Source organism: Allobosea sp. GW821-FHT12C12 (assembly GCF_058807355.1).
Window position 1 is genome coordinate 36970 of sequence record NZ_JBXAQP010000011.1, and the last position, 17409, is coordinate 54378.

Annotated in this window: 16 protein-coding genes; 7 read left to right on the forward strand and 9 right to left on the reverse strand. The window is 66.9% G+C overall.

From position 1 onward, the window contains the following. The 7 genes from doeB to AC1RRW_RS16120 all read left to right on the forward strand — a co-directional run bounded on the left by doeB (position 1) and on the right by AC1RRW_RS16120 (position 7259). Entirely contained in the window at positions 1 to 1014 is a 1014-nt protein-coding gene (gene doeB / locus AC1RRW_RS16090; RefSeq protein WP_492901829.1) for a N(2)-acetyl-L-2,4-diaminobutanoate deacetylase DoeB, read from the forward strand. A gap of 106 nt (positions 1015 to 1120) precedes the next feature. Further along, the gene (ehuB, locus tag AC1RRW_RS16095) at positions 1121 to 1972 is read left to right on the forward strand and encodes an ectoine/hydroxyectoine ABC transporter substrate-binding protein EhuB (protein ID WP_492901830.1); all 852 of its coding nucleotides are present in this window, start codon (positions 1121 to 1123) and stop codon (positions 1970 to 1972) included. 81 nt (positions 1973 to 2053) lie between these two features. Next, positions 2054 to 2719 carry an ectoine/hydroxyectoine ABC transporter permease subunit EhuC gene (gene ehuC / locus AC1RRW_RS16100; RefSeq protein ID WP_492901831.1) on the forward strand — a complete coding sequence of 222 codons (666 nt, stop codon included), beginning with the start codon at positions 2054 to 2056 and terminating at the stop codon, positions 2717 to 2719. A gap of 10 nt (positions 2720 to 2729) precedes the next feature. Then, positions 2730 to 3422 (forward strand): ectoine/hydroxyectoine ABC transporter permease subunit EhuD, encoded by a 693-nt coding sequence (gene ehuD, locus AC1RRW_RS16105; RefSeq protein WP_492901833.1) that lies wholly within the window; start codon positions 2730 to 2732, stop codon positions 3420 to 3422. Then, complete coding sequence (gene ehuA, locus AC1RRW_RS16110) at positions 3419 to 4198, forward strand: ectoine/hydroxyectoine ABC transporter ATP-binding protein EhuA (protein WP_492901835.1); 780 nt, start codon at positions 3419 to 3421, stop codon at positions 4196 to 4198. The genes ehuD and ehuA overlap by 4 nt, the downstream gene beginning before the upstream one ends. Before the next feature lie 135 nt (positions 4199 to 4333). Further along, positions 4334 to 5842, forward strand: coding sequence for an NAD-dependent succinate-semialdehyde dehydrogenase (locus AC1RRW_RS16115; protein ID WP_492902002.1), 1509 nt, complete (start codon positions 4334 to 4336; stop codon positions 5840 to 5842). A 34-nt stretch (positions 5843 to 5876) separates the two neighbouring features. Next, positions 5877 to 7259: an aspartate aminotransferase family protein gene (locus tag AC1RRW_RS16120; RefSeq protein WP_492901837.1), complete on the forward strand. Its 1383-nt coding sequence runs from the start codon at positions 5877 to 5879 to the stop codon at positions 7257 to 7259. 82 nt (positions 7260 to 7341) lie between these two features. Here AC1RRW_RS16120 and proX read toward each other — a convergent pair whose 3' ends face one another. The 9 genes from proX to AC1RRW_RS16165 form a co-directional block, all read right to left on the reverse strand. Beyond that, positions 7342 to 8382 (reverse strand): glycine betaine/L-proline ABC transporter substrate-binding protein ProX, encoded by a 1041-nt coding sequence (gene proX / locus AC1RRW_RS16125; RefSeq protein WP_492901839.1) that lies wholly within the window; start codon positions 8380 to 8382, stop codon positions 7342 to 7344. Between the two features lie 79 nt (positions 8383 to 8461). Then, positions 8462 to 9406: an ABC transporter permease gene (locus AC1RRW_RS16130; protein ID WP_492901840.1), complete on the reverse strand. Its 945-nt coding sequence runs from the start codon at positions 9404 to 9406 to the stop codon at positions 8462 to 8464. Continuing rightward, a complete protein-coding gene (locus tag AC1RRW_RS16135) occupies positions 9403 to 10572 on the reverse strand; it encodes a quaternary amine ABC transporter ATP-binding protein (RefSeq protein WP_492901842.1) in 1170 nt (389 codons plus the stop codon). The genes AC1RRW_RS16130 and AC1RRW_RS16135 overlap by 4 nt, the downstream gene beginning before the upstream one ends. A gap of 63 nt (positions 10573 to 10635) precedes the next feature. Then, a complete protein-coding gene (locus AC1RRW_RS16140) occupies positions 10636 to 10950 on the reverse strand; it encodes an NIPSNAP family protein (RefSeq protein WP_492901844.1) in 315 nt (104 codons plus the stop codon). After that, positions 10947 to 11780, reverse strand: coding sequence for an alpha/beta fold hydrolase (locus AC1RRW_RS16145; protein WP_492901846.1), 834 nt, complete (start codon positions 11778 to 11780; stop codon positions 10947 to 10949). Before AC1RRW_RS16145 ends, AC1RRW_RS16140 begins: the two co-directional genes overlap by 4 nt. Positions 11781 to 11785: 5 nt before the next feature. Then, positions 11786 to 12871, reverse strand: a complete 1086-nt coding sequence (locus AC1RRW_RS16150; RefSeq protein ID WP_492901848.1) for an LLM class flavin-dependent oxidoreductase — start codon at positions 12869 to 12871, stop codon at positions 11786 to 11788. Positions 12872 to 12903: 32 nt separating this feature from the next. After that, positions 12904 to 14415 (reverse strand): aldehyde dehydrogenase, encoded by a 1512-nt coding sequence (locus tag AC1RRW_RS16155; protein WP_492901850.1) that lies wholly within the window; start codon positions 14413 to 14415, stop codon positions 12904 to 12906. Beyond that, complete coding sequence (locus tag AC1RRW_RS16160) at positions 14412 to 15413, reverse strand: flavin reductase (protein ID WP_492901851.1); 1002 nt, start codon at positions 15411 to 15413, stop codon at positions 14412 to 14414. The genes AC1RRW_RS16155 and AC1RRW_RS16160 overlap by 4 nt, the downstream gene beginning before the upstream one ends. A gap of 110 nt (positions 15414 to 15523) precedes the next feature. Continuing rightward, positions 15524 to 17326, reverse strand: a complete 1803-nt coding sequence (locus AC1RRW_RS16165; RefSeq protein WP_492901853.1) for a helix-turn-helix domain-containing protein — start codon at positions 17324 to 17326, stop codon at positions 15524 to 15526. Between the last annotated feature and the right edge of the window lie 83 nt (positions 17327 to 17409).

Here is a 17409-nt window from a genome sequence, read left to right on the forward strand (position 1 = left end):
ATGCTGACCGCTTCCCCCCGCCCCTCGCCGGTTACGCCGACGATCGATCTCTCGGCGCCGGGCGTCCAGCATGGCCATCTGCGCCTGCCCTATAGCCGCGACGACAGCGCCTGGGGCTCGGTGATGATTCCGATCTGCGTGATCGCGAACGGTGACGGGCCGACCGCGCTGCTGACCGGCGCGAACCATGGCGATGAATATGAGGGGCCGGCGGCGCTGTTCGAGCTGGCGCGCGCGCTCGATCCGGCCGAGATCTCGGGCCGGGTGATCATCGTTCCGGCGTTGAACTATCCAGCCTTCCAGGCGGGGACGCGGACCTCGCCGATCGACAAGGGCAATATGAACCGCAGCTTTCCGGGGCGCCCGGACGGCAATATCACCGAGAAGATCGCCGACTACGTCACGCGCCATCTCGTGCCGCTGGCCGACATCGTCCTCGACTTCCATTCCGGCGGAAAGACGCTTGATTTCCTGCCCTATGCCGCCGCGCATGAATTGCCGGACAAGGCGCAGGAAGCACGCTGCTTTGCAGCCGTCGCCGCCTTCTCGGCACCCTACGCGATGAAGATGCTGGAGATCGACGCCGTCGGCATGCTCGACACCACCGTCGAGGAGATGGGCAAGGTCTTCGTCACGACCGAGCTCGGCGGCGCCGGGACGGCGAGCGCGCGCAGCATCGGTATCGCCCGGCGCGGAGCAAGCAATCTTCTGAGGCATGCCGGCATCCTCGCGGGAACGCCAGAGACGACGCCGACAAGCTGGCTCGACATGCCCTCGGCCGACTGCTTCAGCTTCGCCCAGGACGACGGGCTGATCGTCTTCGAGCACGACCTCGGCGAGCCCGTCCGGGCCGGCGAGGTGATCGCCCGGGTCCATCCCGTCGGGAAGACCGGACTCGCCCCGGCCGAATATCAGGCCGCCATGGACGGCATCCTCGCTGCCCGCCATGTCCCCGGGCTGATCAAGGCCGGCGACTGCCTTTCGGTGCTCGCCGTGCTGAGGGAGGCGCCCTGACCCGTTCGTCCGGGCGACCGGTCCAAGCCAAGCCGCCGGCGCGCAGACGCCAGAGAAGCCGAAGCAATCGGCATGCGGAGAAACATCAACCAGAGGAGAATTGCAGATGCCGTTTTCAAAGATCGCGGGTCTCTCCGCCATTGCTCTCGTCGCCGGCCTTGCCGCCGCCGGCGCCACCAGCCTGAAGGACGTCAAGGATCAGGGCTATATCCGCGTCGCGACCGCCAATGAGGTCCCCTATTCCTACATGAAGGATGACGGAACCTCGGCTGGCATCGGCCCCGACGTCGCCAATGCCGTGCTAAAGAAGCTCGGCGTCGCCGAGGCCAACTGGTCGGTGACGCCGTTCGGCACGCTGATCCCGGGCCTCAAGGCCAAGCGCTTCGACTTCGTCGCCGCCGAGCAGAACATCTCGCCGGAGCGCTGCAAACAGGTCTCCTTCACCGAGCCAAACTCGTCCTATGGCGAGGGCCTGCTGGTGAAGAAGGGCAACCCGAAGAAGCTGACGACCTATGCCGACATCGCCAAGGACCCGTCGCTCAAGGTCGCGGTCGTCTCCGGCGCCAACAACATCGACTTCCTGCGTGCCGTCGGCGTCAAGGACAGCCAAGTGATCTTCATCACCGCCAATGCCGATGCGCTGGCCACCGTGCAGAGCCGCGCAGACGCCTATGCCGCGACCGAGCTCACCGTCGCCTCGCTCGCCAAGGGCCAGGCCAACGTCGAGCAGGTTGCGCCCTTCACCGATCCGGTGGTCAACGGCAAGCCGGTCCGCAATTTCGGCGGCTTCGCCTTCCGGCCAGAGGACAAGGAGCTGCGCGACGCCTTCAACGCCGCGCTGGTCGAGTTCCGCAAGACCGACGACTATAAGAAGATTCTCGGCACCTACGGGCTCTCGGACGCCAGCATCAAGGCGGCGGCCGAGCGCAAGGTCGAGGATCTCTGCGCCGGCAAGTAAGTCTCTGATCGACATCGCTCTGCCCGCCCTGGCCGCGGGCGGAGCTCCATGCATGTTCAACGCTGTCGCGGAGCCTGCCGGATGGAGTGGCTGTCCTATCTGCCCGCATTGTCGCGTGGCGCGCTGATCACCGCCGGCATCACCTTGTCGGCGGTCGCGATCGGCGCCGTCGCGGCCTTCGCGGCCGGCATCGCCCGCGTCGAGGGTGGGCGCGTGCTGTCGCTGGTCGCGCTTTGCTACACCGAGCTCTTTCGCGGCACCTCGCTGCTCGTCCAGCTGTTCTGGTTCTATTACGCTCTGCCGCTCGTCGGGATCAGCTTCGAGCCGGTCGCCACCGGCATTTTGGTGCTGTCGCTCCATGTCGGCGCCTATGGCTCCGAGATCGTCCGCGGCGCCCTGCAATCGGTCTCGGTGCAGCAGCACGAGGCGGCGCGGGCGCTGAATTTCGGCCGGGCCCAGACGCTGATCCACATCACCTTGCCGCAGGCCCTGGTCGAGATGATGCCGGCCTTTGGCAATCTCGCGATCGAAACCCTGAAGCTGTCCTCGCTAGTCTCGCTGATCTCGATCGCCGATTTGACCTTCCGGGCGCAGTCGATCCGCAACCTCACCCTCGACAGCGCCGGCGTCTACAGCCTGACGCTGGTCGGCTACTTCGCGATGTCGCTGGTGCTGATGCTGATCATGCGGCTGATCGAGCGGCTGGTCCGACGCGGCGGCGCCTTCCCGCGCGCGGCGCATTCGTGAGGGGCCGGCCATGATGTACGGCTTTGAATGGGACACGACGACGTCGCTCACCTACGCATCCTCGATCCTGCCGATCATCCTGATCGGCCTCACCGTGACGCTGCAGGCTGCCGCGGCCGGCTTTGCGATCGCGCTGGTGCTCGGCCTCGTCTTTGCGCTGCTGCGCCGCAGCCGCATCACGGCAGTGTCCTGGACGACGGCGATCGTCGTCGAGTTCCTGCGCGACACGCCGCTGCTGGTGCAGCTCTTCTTTCTCTACTACGTGCTGCCGGACTACGGGATAACGCTGCCGGCCTTTCTCACAGGGGCGCTCGCGCTCGGGCTGCAATATTCGGCCTATACCTCCGAGGTCTATCGCGGCGGCATCGAGGCCGTGCCACGCGGGCAATGGGAGGCGGCGACCGCGCTGAATCTCTCCCGGCTGCAGACCTATCGCGACATCGTCGTGCCGCAGATCGTGCCGCGCATCCTGCCGGCGATGGGCAACTACCTCGTCGCCATGATCAAGGAGACGCCGGTGCTCTCCGTCGTCACCGTGCTCGAGATGATGGGGCTCGCCAACATGATCGGCGAGCGCACCTTCGAGTATCTCGTGCCGCTCACCCTGGTCGGCCTGATCTTCCTCCTCCTCACGTTGATCTGCTCGGCCGGCCTGCACCGGCTGCAGAAGGCGCTGCCGAAAGCAGGGATCCCGCTGCGATGACCGAGACCAATCAGGCGCCCATTATCGAGTTCGCCGGCGTGACCAAGCGCTTCGGCGCGCTGACCGTGCTCGACGACTTCAACTTCAGCGTCGCCCGCGGCGAGAAGGTGACGCTGATCGGCCCGTCCGGCTCGGGCAAGTCGACGGTGCTGCGCATCCTGATGACGCTGGAGCCCTTCCAGGAGGGCCGGCTGACACTTGCCGGCATGCCTTATCACGAGCCGAATGCTGGCGGGCCGTTCAAGGCCTCGGACGGGCATCTGCGCCAGATCCGCAGCCATGTCGGCATGGTCTTCCAAAGCTTTAACCTGTTCCCGCACATGACCGTGCTGCGCAATGTTGTCGAGGCGCCGCTGCGCGTGCTCGGCCTGCCGCGCGGCGAGGCCGAATGCCGGGCCGTCGACCTGCTCGCCATGGTCGGGCTAGCGGACAAGAAGGACCATTATCCCGCCCAGCTCTCTGGCGGCCAGCAACAGCGCGTCGCCATCGCCCGCGCACTCGCCATGCGCCCGCGTGTGCTGCTCTTCGACGAGCCAACCTCGGCGCTCGATCCGCAGCTTGTCGGCGAGGTGCTGTCGGTCATCCGCGGCCTCGCCAGCGAGCACGACCTCACCATGCTTCTGGTCACCCACGAGATGCGCTTCGCCCGCGAGGTCTCGGACCGGGTCTGCTTCTTCGACAAGGGCCGCATCTGCGAGCAGGGCGAGCCCGAGCGCATCTTCAGCGCGCCCGAGCAGCCGCGCACCCGCGAATTCCTGGCCTCGGTGCTGGGCTGAGGGCGCACCGAGATTCTATCGGCGCCGTCCCGAACTTCCGAGACTGTCTCGGTGCGTGGCCGGCACTTCGAAGACAGTCTCGCCGGCCTCTCGCCTAGCCTCGTCGTCAACCGAGGGAGGATGGTCATGAACGCAATGACGAGCGCGGCAAGGCGGGAAGCCGCGATCGCCAAGCCGGCCGAGCATCCCGGCTTGGCGCGCCTCACCGACCGCCGCCTGCTGCGGCAACTCGGATACATCGATGGGCGCTGGACCGCCGCGCCAGACGGCGAGACCTTCCCTGTGACCGATCCTGCGACCGGCGCTCTCGTCGCACAGGTCGCCGCGCTGGGCGCGAGCGAAGCGACGCAGGCGATCGACGCGGCTCACACCGCCTTCCCGACATGGAAAGCGCTGCTGCCACAGGAGCGCGCCGCGCTGCTGCGACGCTGGCATGTGGCGATGCTGGCGACCGCCGAGGACCTCGCCTTGCTGATGACTCTTGAGCAAGGCAAGCCGCTGGCGGAATCGCGCGGCGAGATCGCCTATGCCGCCGACTTCATCGCCTATTACGCCGAGGAAGCGCTGCGGGTTAATGTCGAGGGCGTGACAAGCCATCTGCCGGGCGCGCAGATGTCGCTGTCGCGCGAGCCGGTCGGCGTCGCCGCCTTGCTGACGCCCTGGAACTTTCCCTCCGCCATGCTGACCCGCAAGGCCGCGGCCGCGCTCGCCGCCGGCTGCACCGTGGTCGCCCACCCCTCCTCGCATACCCCGCTCTCGGCGCTCGCGCTGGCCGAGCTTGCCGATCGCGCCGGGTTGCCAGCGGGCGTCTTCAACATCGCCACCGGCGAGGCCGCGCCGATCGCCGAGACCTACTGCGCCGATACCCGCGTACGCGCCGTCAGCTTCACCGGCTCGACCGAGATCGGCCGGATCGTCGCCGGCAACGCGGCCGCGACCGTCAAGCGCGTCGTGATGGAACTCGGCGGCCATGCCCCGCTGATCGTCTTCGACGATGCCGATCTCGACCGCGCCGTCGCGATCGCCATCGATGCCAAATTCGCGACCTCCGGGCAGGATTGCCTCGCCGCCAACCGGATCTATGTGCAGCGGGACCTCTATGAGCGCTTCTGCGCCGCCTTCTCCGACAAGGTCACGGCGCTACGGATCGGTTCCGGACTGGAAGATGGCGTCGAGATCGGCCCGCTGATGCATGCTGCGGCAAAGCGAAAGGCCGAGGCTCAGATCGCCGATGCGCTTGCGCGCGGCGCGCGGCGGCTGACGCCGGAGCGCGCCATGCCCGGCCCGCTCTTTTTGGCGCCGGCCGTGCTCGCCGACGTGCCGGGCGAGGCGTTGATCATGCGCGAGGAAACCTTCGCGCCGGTTGCGGCCATCGCGCCCTTCGACAGCGAGGATGAGGTCGTCGCTCGGGCCAACGACACCGAGTACGGTCTCGTCGCCTATGTCGTGACGCGCGACGCCGCCCGTGCTGCGCGGATGGCCAAGGCGCTCGACTACGGCATGGTCGCGGTCAATCGCGTCAAGATCACCGGGGCGCCGATCCCCTTCGGCGGGATGAAGCAGTCCGGCCTCGGCCACGAGGGCTCGCGCCGCGGCCTCGAGGCCTTCACCGACCTCAAATATGTCTGCCTCGATCTGAACTGAGGCTCCCTCCCCTTTTTCCGTCAGGACGATCACGATGCTCGACCAACCCGCCCGCACCGACAACGAACTGGACGCCTGGGACCGCGACCACTTCTTCCATCCCTCGACGCATTTGGGCCAGCATGCCCGCGGCGAGACGGCGAACCGCATCATCACCGGCGGCGAGGGCGTCTACATCGTCGATCGCGACGGCAAGAGGAGCCTCGATGCCTTCGCCGGGCTCTACTGCGTCAATGTCGGCTACGGCCGCAAATCGATCACCGACGCGATTGCCGAGCAGGCGGCGAAGCTGCCCTATTACCATGCCTATGTCGGCCACGGCTCCGAGCCATCGATCAGGCTCGCCAAGATGGTGGTGGAGCGGGCACCCAAGGGCATGAGCCGCGTCTTCTTCGGGCTCTCGGGCTCGGATGCCAACGAAACCAATCTCAAGCTGGTCTGGTACTACAACAACGTCTTGAAGCGGCCTGAGAAGAAGAAGATCATTTCGCGCTGGCGCGGCTATCATGGCTCGGGCGTGATGACCGGCAGCCTCACCGGCCTCGCCGCCTTCCACAATCTCTTCGACCTGCCCAAGGCGCCTGTGCTGCACACCGAGGCGCCCTATTATTTCCGCCGGGCCGATCGCAGCATGAGCGAGGAGGCGTTCTCGCAGCATTGCGCCGACAAGCTCGAGGAGTTGATCCAGGCCGAGGGGCCCGAGACGATCGCCGCCTTCATCGGTGAGCCGGTGCTCGGCACCGGCGGCATCGTGCCGCCACCCGCCGGTTATTGGGCGAAGATCCAGGCGGTGCTCCGGAAGTACGACATCCTGCTGATCGCGGATGAGGTCGTCACCGGATTCGGGCGTCTCGGCAGTATGTTCGGCTCGGAGCATTACGGCATCGAGCCGGATCTCATCACTATCGCCAAGGGGCTGACCTCGGCCTATGCGCCGCTCTCCGGCGTCATCCTCTCGGAGAAGCTCTGGCGCGTGCTGGAACAGGGCTCGGACGAATACGGTCCGATCGGCCATGGCTGGACCTATTCCTCGCATCCGCTCTGTGCGGCCGCAGGTGTCGCCAATCTCGAACTGGTCGACGAACTCGATCTCGTGCGCAATGCCGGAGAGGTCGGCGCTTATTTCAACGCCGCGCTGCAGGAGGCCGTCGGCGGCCATCGGTATGTCGGCGAGGTCCGCGGCGAGGGTTTGCTGGCGGCGGTCGAGTTCGTCCGCGACAGGGATGACCGCATCTTCTTCGACGGCTCGCAGAAAGTCGGTCCCCGCATTGCCGCCGCTTTGCTCGAACAAGGCGTCATCGCCCGCGCCATGCCGCAGGGCGACATCCTCGGCTTTGCACCGCCGCTTTGCCTGACGAAACAGGAAGCCGATGTGGTGGTCGACGCGACCCGACGCGCCGTGGAGACAGCACTCTAACGACGAGAGCCGGCCAAGCGGCCGGCTCACTGTTCCAAAAAGGTGAGCCGGCCTTCAGCGCCGGCTCGCATCGCGGTTAGGCTCAGACAGCGTCTTTGCCGCTCTTCACCCAGCCGTCGAAGGTCGCCTTGTTCTGGCTGATCCATTCGTCGGCCATGCGGTTGACGTTGGCGCTGCTCGCCCCGTTCTTGTTGATATTGAACTCCCAGGCCGACCAAGTCGGCAGCGGGAACTTCATCTGCTCGATCAGCGCCTTGACGGCCGGGTTGGCGGCGACGAACTGCTTGTTGGCGACGGAAGCCCAGTTCCACGACGCCATCGCCATGCGGCAGGGATCGGCTCCGCCGGCGCAGCCCTTGACGCCGGCGACCTGGGCCGAGCCGCGATTGGGCACGTTCGGCGGCAGCGCGTCCTCGGGCGTCGGCAGCCAGACGACCTCCTCGCCCGGGATCAGCGCGTTGTTCACCCAGGACGGGCTCCAGGCGTAGAAGAAGGCCGGCTCGCCGCGCTTCACCCGCGCCACGGCCTCGACCATCAGCGTCTCGTATTTGCCGCGCACCGAGCGCACCGTGTCCTTCAGGCCGAATTTGTCGAGCTGGAAATCGACAACGTCGCCGCAGCTCCAGCCGGGATCGCAATTGATCAGATCGGCGCGCCCATCCTTGCCGAACAGGGCGGCGAGCTTGGGGTCCTTCATCTGGGCGAGGCTGGTAATGTTGTTCGCGGTCGCGGTCTTCTTGTCGATCAGGTAGCCGTTGACGCCGCCACCGACGATCATGCCGTTGCCGATCAATTCGGCCTGCTTCTCGACGGCGCGGAACGCGGGCTCGCGCTGGGGCATGTTGACGTCGGTCGCGAGATCGAGATCGCCCTGCGCCGCAGCCTGGAAGAACAGCGTCGTATTGAGTGTCGAGATCTTCACCTCATAGCCGAGTTCCTTCAGCGCGCGGCTGACGATCTGGGCGGTGACGTAGTTGGCGCCGAGGCTGTCGCTCTGGGCGTAGCGCACGGTCTTGCCCTTGCCCGGCAGGGCTTGGGCGAAGGCCGAGCCCTGCAGGGTGGCGGCCGCGAGCGCGGCCGCGACGAATGTCTTGACGAGGGTCTTGGCTGACAGGCTGATCATCTTGTTCTCCTCTTTGATTATCTCTTGTTGTCCCCACCCGCCTGGTCAGCGGGATTCCCTGCGCCGCTGGCTGCGGCGTCTATGCGCCCTGCCGGGTGGCCTCGCCCGGCAGGGCGGCGATCTCCTCGCGCCGCCCGCCGCGCAGGAAGCGCATGGCGAGCTGGAACAGCGACGGGCGCTGGCCGCTCTTGGCCTCGGCGAGTTGCTGCGTGATCCGGTCGAGCATCATCGCCAGCAGCACGATGGCGATGCCGCCCACCGCAGCGCGGCCGACATCGAGCCGCCCCAGCCCCTGGAGGACGACGAGACCGAGCCCTTCGGCGCCGATCATCGCGACCACGACCGACATCACCATCGCGGTCAGTACGGTCTGGTTGAGGCCGCCGAGGATGGTCGGGATCGCGAGCGGCAGCTGGATCTCCCAGAGCAATTGGCGGCTGTCGGCGCCGAAGGCGAGGCCGGCCTCGACGATCTCGCGCTCGACCATGCGGATGCCGAGATTGGTGAAGCGGATCAGGGGCGGTGCGGCCGCAGTGACGACCGCGACCTCGCCCGGCACCGTGCCGACGCCGAACAGCATCACCACCGGCACGAGATAGACGAAGGTCGGCGTCGTCTGCATGATGTCGAGGATCGGGCGGACCACGTTCCAGACCCGGTCGCTGCGCGCGCAGAGAATGCCGATCGGAATGCCGATCACAGCACAGAAGACGATCGCCGTCGCGATCAGCGACAGGGTCGTCATCGCCTCGGCCCAGACGCCGAGCATGGCGATCACGATCAGCGAGACGACGCTGAAAATCGTTACGCCCACACCGGCGCTACGCCAGGCAACGAGGCCGATCAGGACCAGCATCGCCGGAAACGGGATGGCGTGCAGCACCCAGTCGTTGAAGCCGAGCAGGCTTTCGACCGGCCATTTGATCGCCTGGAAGAGCGGTCGCAGGTTCAGCGCCAGCCAGCGCACCCCCTCCTGGATCCATTGATCGACCGGGAAGATGGCGAGATCATCGGCCTTGATCATGGGGCCTCTCCCGAGCTCGGCAGGTTGGCGATGCGGGCGAGGATCTGCTCGGCGCCGAGCAGGCCGACGAGCCGGCCGGCATCGTCGATCACGCCGACGCTCCGGTCGTCGCGATAGCAGCGGGCGACATCGACGAGCTTGGCGGCCTCAGGGACGCAGATCGGCACGGTATTCTCCGCCGGTAACACCCCGGTCGCCTGCAGGCGGGTGATTTCGGCACTGTCCAGCCCCGCGACGACCTGTTCCTGCTGATCGAGCAGGAAGCCGCCTTTCGGGCCGCCGACGACGATGCCCGCCGGTCCACGCCAGAGCACCGCCGGCGCCTTCATCACCGAACGCGCGTCGAACAGGCGCGCCCGGTCGACCTCGCGGGTGAAGGCCGCGACATAGTCGCTGCCCGGCTCAAGCACGATCGACTGCGGCGTGCCCTCGCGCACCAGCCGCCCCTCAGACATGATCGCGATGCGGGTTCCGAGCTTCAGCGCCTCCTGGAAATCATGGGTGATGAACAGGATGGTCTTGTTGAGCGTGCGTTGCAGCCGCAGCAATTCGTCCTGCATCTCGGTGCGGATCAGCGGATCGAGTGCGCTGAAGGCCTCGTCCATGATCAGGATGTCGGCATCGGTCGCGAGCGCCCGTGCCAAGCCGACCCGCTGGCGCATGCCGCCCGAAAGTTCGTGCGGCAGGTGGTAGCCCCAGCGCGCGAGCCCGACGACCGACAGCACCTCTTCGGCGCGGCGGCGGCGCTCGGCCAGCGCGACGCCGCGCAGCTTCAGCCCGAACTCGACATTGTCGATCACGCGCTTGTTCGGCAGCAGGGCGAAGTGCTGGAACACCATGGAGATTCGCGTGCGCCTGACCTCGCGCAACGCCTTCTCGTCGAGCGGCACGAGGTCCTGCCCATCGAGCAGGATGCGGCCGGCGCTGGGCTCGTTCAGGCGGTTGATGCAGCGCGCCAGGGTGGATTTGCCGGAGCCCGACAGTCCCATCACCATGTACATCGCGCCCGAGGGCACGGCGAGCGAGACGTCGTCCAGGCCGACGACATGGCCGAGCGTCTCGAAAACGCTGTCCTTCGTGCCGCCCTTGCGCAGGATCTGCAGGGCAGGTCCGGGATCCTTGGCGAAAACCTTGTAGAGGTTCTCGATACGCAGTCTCTCGCTCACTGCACTCCCCTCCTGTGATCGTGCGGGGCGGCGATTGCGCCTTGTCACCCGCGCATGCTGCGCTCAGCGCAGCGGCGAAAAATCCGTCGGCAGCAGAATGCGGTTCTCGGCCTGCTCGATGTTCTCCGCCAGCTTGGGCAGGAAAGCCTGCCAGCGCGGGTCGTCGGCGAGTTGTTCGCGCCGTCGGCGGCGATCTTCCAGATCGACGTAAGCCCATAGATGCGTGACCTGGCTCAGCACCCCGATCTCGGTGGTGAAATAGCCGACGAGCTGCCCGAGGATCGGCTGCTGGATGGCGAGACCCTCCTCGCGCACAAGCTGGAGATAGCGGTTCATCCGCCCGTTCCGGATACGGTAGATGCGCTCCTCGACGATCATGCCGCGTCCTCCATGAGAAATTCGCTCATCAGCGCCGCGACGCGGTCGGGCGCCTCGTTCAGCAGGGAATGGCGCAAGCCCGGCAGGACATGCAGGCGCGAGCCGGCGATGCGCTCATGCATGAAGCGTGACATGCGCGGATTCGAGCCCTGGTCGTGCTCGCCGGTGGCGATCAGCGTCGGCAGGCGGATCTGGTCGATCAGGCCGCCGAAATCGGTCTCCGCCAGGACGCGATAGGCGGCTGCATAGCAATCCGGATCGTTCTCGGCGTTGCGCCGCCGCAGTTCGGCGATCAGGTCGGGATTGCGTTCCTGGAACTCCTCGGTCAGCCAGCGCGACAGCGAGGCGTCGTAATGCGAGCCGCGATCACCGGCTTTGAGAGCCGCAAGCCTGGCGAGCACGCGCTCGCGCTCCTCGGGCGATCGGCCGGATACGGTGGAGAGCAGGACGAGCCGCTGCAACCGCTCGGGATGGTTCAGGGCGAGGCGCTGCGCGATCAGCCCGCCGAGCGAGAAGCCCGCGAGATCGAAACGAGCGAAGCCAACATGATCGGCGAGGCCGAGCACATCCCCGGTGAAGTCGTCGATCTCGTAGCGCCCCCTGACGCGCTCCGAATGGCCGTGGCCGCGCAGGTCGAAGCTCAGCATCCGGAAGCGGTCGGAGAGCCGCGCGATCACCCCGTCCCAGGCTTCGCGATAGGAGCCGACGCCATGGACCAGCACGAGCGGCCGGGGCCCCTGCCCGCTCAGCCGGTAGTTCAGCGCGACACCGTCGCGGACGAAGGTCCCGGCGATATCCGGCTCGGTCACTGCGGCCGCCAGACCAGCCATGCCCGTCATGCTCCCGCGGCGGCAAAGCGAGGCTTCGCCGCGTCGCGCTCGCGCGCGGCGAAATGCGGCATCACCTCGTCGATGAACAGCCTCAGCGTCTTCATCTGCAGCTCGAAGGGCAGATTATACGACAGGCCGAGGCAAAACTGGTCGACGCCGGCGGCCTCATAGACCTCAAGTTTCGGGATGACCTCCTCCGGCGTTCCGAAGACGAGGTTGTCGCGGATCGCGCTCGGGTCGTAATTGCCGCGATTGGCGACGGTCTCGAACGGCACTGCTTCGGGGAAACCGTTCGTCACCGCGCCAATGTTCTGCATCAGGTTCTCGAAGTAGCGGCCGTAATCGACGCTGTAGCGGACGATCTGCTCCCAATCCTGCGAGCGCTCGTAGACGCAGGAGCGGCGCTGCATCATGAATTTCGGACGGGGGCGCTCGGGATGGTCGGCGCAGGCCTTGCGGAACTTCTCGGCGAGAACGCCGATCTCGGCGACCGGCGCGGAGAGCGGCGTCGAGAGGATGCTGGCGCCGATGCCAACCGCCCAGTCGAAGGTTCCGGGATCGCGCGCCGCCACCCAGATGCGCGGGTGGGGGTTCTGCAGCGGCTTCGGCACGGAGGTGGCGAGCGGAAACTGCCAGTACTGGCCCTCATGCGCATAGTCGCCGGCCCAGAGCTTCTGCACGGCCGGCACGAGCTCCTTCATATAGGCGACGCCTTCCTGCTGAGGCATGCCGTCCGCCATGCGATCGAACTCGTACTGGTAGGCGCCGCGCGCGATGCCGAATTCGAGGCGCCCGCCGGTGAGGTGATCACAAAGCGCCGCCTCTCCGGCTAGCCGGATCGGCGACCAATAGGGCGCTACGAGCGTCGCCGTACCCAGCCTGATGCGGTCAGTATGCTGGGCCAGCCAGGTCAACGTCTGGAAGGGATTGGGCGAGATCGTGCACTCGATCGTGTGATGCTCGGCCGTCCAAAGCGTCTCGAAGCCGCCTTCATCCGCAATGCGGGCGAGCGCCCGCATCTGAGACATGGCGTCCTGCATCGACGTCTTCGGCGAGAAACGCTCCATATTGATCGAGAGAGCGAATTTCATGGGTGCCTCCGTGGAGCGAGCGGGACAGCGCGTCAGCGCAGGCGGATGACGAACGGGTCCTGCATGGCGCCCGAGTAGTCGATGACGACGTTCTTCAGGCGCGAGAACTCGCGCATGACCTCGAAGCCGCCGCGGCGGCCATAACCGCTCTTCTTCGTGCCGCCATTGGCGGACATGAAGGCGGCCGAGCGGTAGGTGTTGATCCAGACCGTGCCGGCCTCGACATTGCGGGCGAAGCGCATGGCCCGGTCGATGTCGCGGGTCCAGATGCCGGAGGCGAGGCCATATTCGGTGTCGTTGGCCAACGCGATCATCTCGTCCTCGCTGGAGAAGGGCACGACCCCGACCACCGGCCCGAAAATCTCATTGCGCATGAAGCTCATGTCGTTGCGCGCTTCGGTCAGCACCGTCGGCTCGTAGTACCAGCCCCGCGCCAGCGCCTCGTCCTGTGGCCTGCGCCCGCCGACGGCGACCTTCGCGCCCTCGCGCACGCCGGAACCGACGAAGTGCTCGACCTTGTCGAGCTGCGCCGCCAGCGCGAGCGGCCCGATATCGGTGTCCTCGGCCATGGGGTGGCCAACCCTGACCCGCCTGGTGCGCTCGACCAGCGCCTCGACGAAGCGGTCATAGACCGGGGCCTCGACGAAGCAGCGCGAGCCGGCGACGCAGGTCTGACCCGCTGCGGCGAAGATGCCGGAGACGACGCCGTTGACCGCGCGCTCGATGTCGACGTCCGAAAATACGACATGGGGTGACTTGCCGCCGAGCTCCATCTGGCAGGGCACGAGATTGCCGGCTGCGTTGCCAGCGATCTTGCGGCCGGTATCGGTCGAACCGGTGAAGACGTATTTGGCGATGCCGGGATGCCGTGTCAGCGCGTCGCCCGTGGTCGCTCCGTCACCGGTGACGACGTTGACGACACCCGCCGGGATCCCGGCCTCGATGACCAGCTCTGCCAGCGCCAGGGCCGAGGCCGTCGCGTGCTCGGACGGCTTGACCACGATCGTGTTGCCGATGGCAAGGCACGGCGCCAGGGTGCCGGTCAGCATCATCAGCGGCGAGTTCCACGGGATGATCATCCCGACCACGCCGATCGGCTCGCGCAGGTTGAAGTTGAGCGTGTCGAGCTTGTTGACCGGGATCGTATCGCCCTGAAGCTTGTCTGCCATGCCGGCGAAGTAGCCGTAGGAATCCGGGATCGCCCGCATCTGGGCGCGCATTTCCTTGATCAGCTTGCCATTGTCGCGGCATTCGAGCTGCGCGAGCTCCTCGGCATGGGCGAGCACCAGCTCGCCGAGCTTGCGCACCAGCTTGCCGCGGTCGGTCTGCGTCAGCCGGCGCCAGGCCGGGTTCAGCAATGCCGCCTTCGCCGAGCGCACCGCCGTATCGACATCACGCGCATCGCCTTGCGCGAACTCGTACCAGGGTTCGGCCGTGGTCGGATCGTAGCTCGGCGCATAGACGCCGCCTTGCGGCGCGACGAACGCCCCGTCGATGAAATGCCCGATGCGCGAGCCCTGCAGGGTCTGGACCGTCGTCTTCATGCCGCGCCGCCGCGCTCCCATTGTTGGGGGACCCCGTCCCAGGGCTGGGTGTCCTCGACCATCGCGAAACGCCCGCCGTCATGGGAATCGACATAGATTCCGAAGCGCCGCCGGCTGCTCTCGCTGACATAGCGGCGCAGCATCGTGCGGGTTTCGCGGGTGAGGATCTGCTCGTAGGGCAGCTCGTCAAAGCCGAAGAAGCGCACCCCCTCCGGCAGCGCCAGGCCGGCAGCATCGCCCGCCAGCCGCGCCCGGTAGACCAGATGGCCGGGATCGCCGTCGGCGATGTCGAAGACCGAATAGAGGAAGGTCGTTTCCGGGAGCAGCGGCAGCCCTTCGCCACCGGGCACCGGCAACCGGCCATCGATGATGCGGCGCGCGGCATGAGGCAACGCCCAGCCGCCATCTTCGTTGCGACAGAGCAGGAGCTTCCCGTCGCTCTCGACCAGATAGTTGACGATCATGCTGCTGGAGGCGAGCCAGCCGGGCGGCAGCGGGTCCTTCACCGCCGCATAGCGCCCACGGCAGAATGCCAGCGGGGCGGAGGGGCTCGTGCCGAAGGCCCTGATCCGGCCGATCAAAATGAGGTGGTCGCCAGCCGCGACACGGTTGTGCACCGTGCAATCGAACCAGCTCATGCAATCGGCCAGCACCGGCGCGCCGGTATGGACGCTGTCATGCGGCGTGTCGGTGAACTTGTCGGCCGCCTTGGAGGCGAACAGGCTGGAGACCGGCTTCTGACCTTCATGAAGCAGGTTGACGGCGAAGGCCTGCCCTTCCGCGAAGGCGGGATAGCTTGAGGCGCCCTTGCCGACACAGACCAGCAGCAGCGGCGGGTCGAGCGAAACCGAGGTGAAGGAATTCGCCGTCATCCCGCGCGGCCTGCCTTCTGCATCGCGGGTGGTGATCACGGTGACGCCGGTCGGGAAAGTGCCAAAGGCCCGGCGCAACGCGACGGGATCGATCGAAACCGGCTCCTGGGGTGCTGTCGCCAGCATGGCTGGTCCTCCGATGGCCTACGCCACTTCGGAGTCAGGCTACGAAGACGGTCGCCAGCGCGCTTCCTATGAAAGCGCGGAATGGCTCCGGAAGTTTTCCGCGATTCCGCTCAGGCCTCGGGAGCCGCCCCCTCGATCAGGCCGTGCATCTTGAGCGCCAGTTCCAACGCAAAGCGCGTATCAGGCGGCTCGGGATCGATGCCGAACAGCTCCTGGATCCGCGTCAGGCGATAGCGCAGCGTGGTGACGTGCAGGCCCATCGCATCGGCGCAGGCCTGGCTGCGGCAGCTATGCCGCAGGTAAGTGGCGAGCGTGTCGAGATAGGGCGTGCCGTGCTGCCGGTCATGGGTCGCGACGCGTCCGATGCTGCCGTCCACGAAGCGGCGCACCTCGGCCGCATCGGCCGCGCCGATCAGCATCGGCAACGGCCCGAAATCGAGCGCCGAGAGCACGCCGGTCCGCTTGAAGCCGCGCGCGATCCGCACCATCCGCCAGACCCGCTCCCACTCACCGGCATAGTCGTCGAGCTCCTGGCACAGCCCGCCGATCACCACGATCGGCTCGCCCAGCAGGTCATGGCGCAGAACTTCGGTAATGCGCCTGGCGAAACGCTCGGAGGTTTCGCGCCGCGGCCCTTCCTGCTCCGGCTCGAGGCAGACGAGCCCGGCGCCGACGGCGACGATGTGGCAGCCCAGCCCAAGCTGGCCCGAAAGGCGCGCGACGCTCTGATGCGCCTGCTGCGTACGGTCGCGCTCGCCATGGCCGGCAGCAGGCAGGTCCACCACCATCATCCGCAGCGGTCGCGACAGCGAGACGCCGAGATGGCGCGCCCGGCGCAGGATATCGTCGGGATCGCGCCAGCGCCGCTCGACGATCTCGAAGAATAGCTCCGTCAGCGTCCGCGTCTCGAAACGGAAGCGTATCACGCTGCGCATCATCTGCACGCTCAGGGCGAATTTGGCGCTGTCGATCGTCAGCTGCCGCAGATCGCCGGCCTGCTCCTCGCCGAACAGCACAAGCGCACCGACCTTTTCCGCCTCGACGGCGAGCGGCTCGACCACCGCCGCAAGCCGCAGCAAGCGCCCGCCATGGGTGATCGGCAGCTCGATCCGGCCTGCCTCCTCACGCGTGACGCCCTGCCTGAGCTGAGCGATCAACCGGTCCGCCTCGCTCTCGGCGAGCAGCTTGCGCCATCCCGCGGCGTCGAGCATCTCCGGCACGGGAGAGCCGTTGGCGACGAGCGTGTTCGCGGAGAAGTCGATCACCAGCACGGCGCATTGCAGGAACTCACCCAGCCGCTCCGCTAAAGCTTCGATGGAGCCGCCAGCTAGCACCTCCTGCAGCAGGTCGCTTTGCGCTACCAAGGCATGGCGCAGGTCTTCCGCAATACCCCGCGCGGCTCGCAGGCGATGCTCGCGCTCGACCGCAATGGTGCCGAGATGCGCGATCATCGCCATGAAGGCGAGGTCTTCGGAGGGGACTGGCTTCAAAGTCCGGCAGACCAGGCTGAGCACCATCGGGCGCCCCTCGCCATCGGCACTGCCGAGCGGCAGGACGATCACCGAGCGATAGTCGCGCTCGAACGCCTCGCGCCGATAGCCGGGGAATTCCTCGGACGTCCTGGCGTCCTCGATATAGACCGGCTCGCCCGACCGCAAAGCGAGCAGCGCCGGGCTCGTCGCGAGCTCCCAGCGATCCTCGAGGCGCCGGCGCAGCAAGGTGGGATCGTGCCGGGCGACCACATTGGCATGGCCATGCGTCAGATCGACCGCCATGATCGAGCCCATCGTCCAGCCGCCATGCTCGCAGGCGACCTTGACCAGGTCGAGCAGCAGGCCGTCGAGATCGGAACCGGAATTGATCCGGCTGGCGACGTCGCGCAGGGAGGCGATCTGGGAAACCGGGTCGAGCATCGCATCCGATCCTGGCTGGTAATCTGCGCAGGCTTGCAGCATTGCCTCGCCAGTTCTTCCTAGCAACCGGAGGAAGACAGGCA

Coding starts and splice junctions, on each gene's coding strand:
- doeB (WP_492901829.1), top strand. CDS start 1: ATGCTGACCGCTTCCCCCCGCCCCTCGCCGGTTACGCCGACGATCGAT.
- ehuB (WP_492901830.1), top strand. CDS start 1,121: ATGCCGTTTTCAAAGATCGCGGGTCTCTCCGCCATTGCTCTCGTCGCC.
- ehuC (WP_492901831.1), top strand. CDS start 2,054: ATGGAGTGGCTGTCCTATCTGCCCGCATTGTCGCGTGGCGCGCTGATC.
- ehuD (WP_492901833.1), top strand. CDS start 2,730: ATGATGTACGGCTTTGAATGGGACACGACGACGTCGCTCACCTACGCA.
- ehuA (WP_492901835.1), top strand. CDS start 3,419: ATGACCGAGACCAATCAGGCGCCCATTATCGAGTTCGCCGGCGTGACC.
- AC1RRW_RS16115 (WP_492902002.1), top strand. CDS start 4,334: ATGACGAGCGCGGCAAGGCGGGAAGCCGCGATCGCCAAGCCGGCCGAG.
- AC1RRW_RS16120 (WP_492901837.1), top strand. CDS start 5,877: ATGCTCGACCAACCCGCCCGCACCGACAACGAACTGGACGCCTGGGAC.
- proX (WP_492901839.1), bottom strand. CDS start 8,382: ATGATCAGCCTGTCAGCCAAGACCCTCGTCAAGACATTCGTCGCGGCC.
- AC1RRW_RS16130 (WP_492901840.1), bottom strand. CDS start 9,406: ATGATCAAGGCCGATGATCTCGCCATCTTCCCGGTCGATCAATGGATC.
- AC1RRW_RS16140 (WP_492901844.1), bottom strand. CDS start 10,950: ATGATCGTCGAGGAGCGCATCTACCGTATCCGGAACGGGCGGATGAAC.
- AC1RRW_RS16145 (WP_492901846.1), bottom strand. CDS start 11,780: ATGGCTGGTCTGGCGGCCGCAGTGACCGAGCCGGATATCGCCGGGACC.
- AC1RRW_RS16150 (WP_492901848.1), bottom strand. CDS start 12,871: ATGAAATTCGCTCTCTCGATCAATATGGAGCGTTTCTCGCCGAAGACG.
- AC1RRW_RS16155 (WP_492901850.1), bottom strand. CDS start 14,415: ATGAAGACGACGGTCCAGACCCTGCAGGGCTCGCGCATCGGGCATTTC.
- AC1RRW_RS16160 (WP_492901851.1), bottom strand. CDS start 15,413: ATGCTGGCGACAGCACCCCAGGAGCCGGTTTCGATCGATCCCGTCGCG.
- AC1RRW_RS16165 (WP_492901853.1), bottom strand. CDS start 17,326: ATGCTCGACCCGGTTTCCCAGATCGCCTCCCTGCGCGACGTCGCCAGC.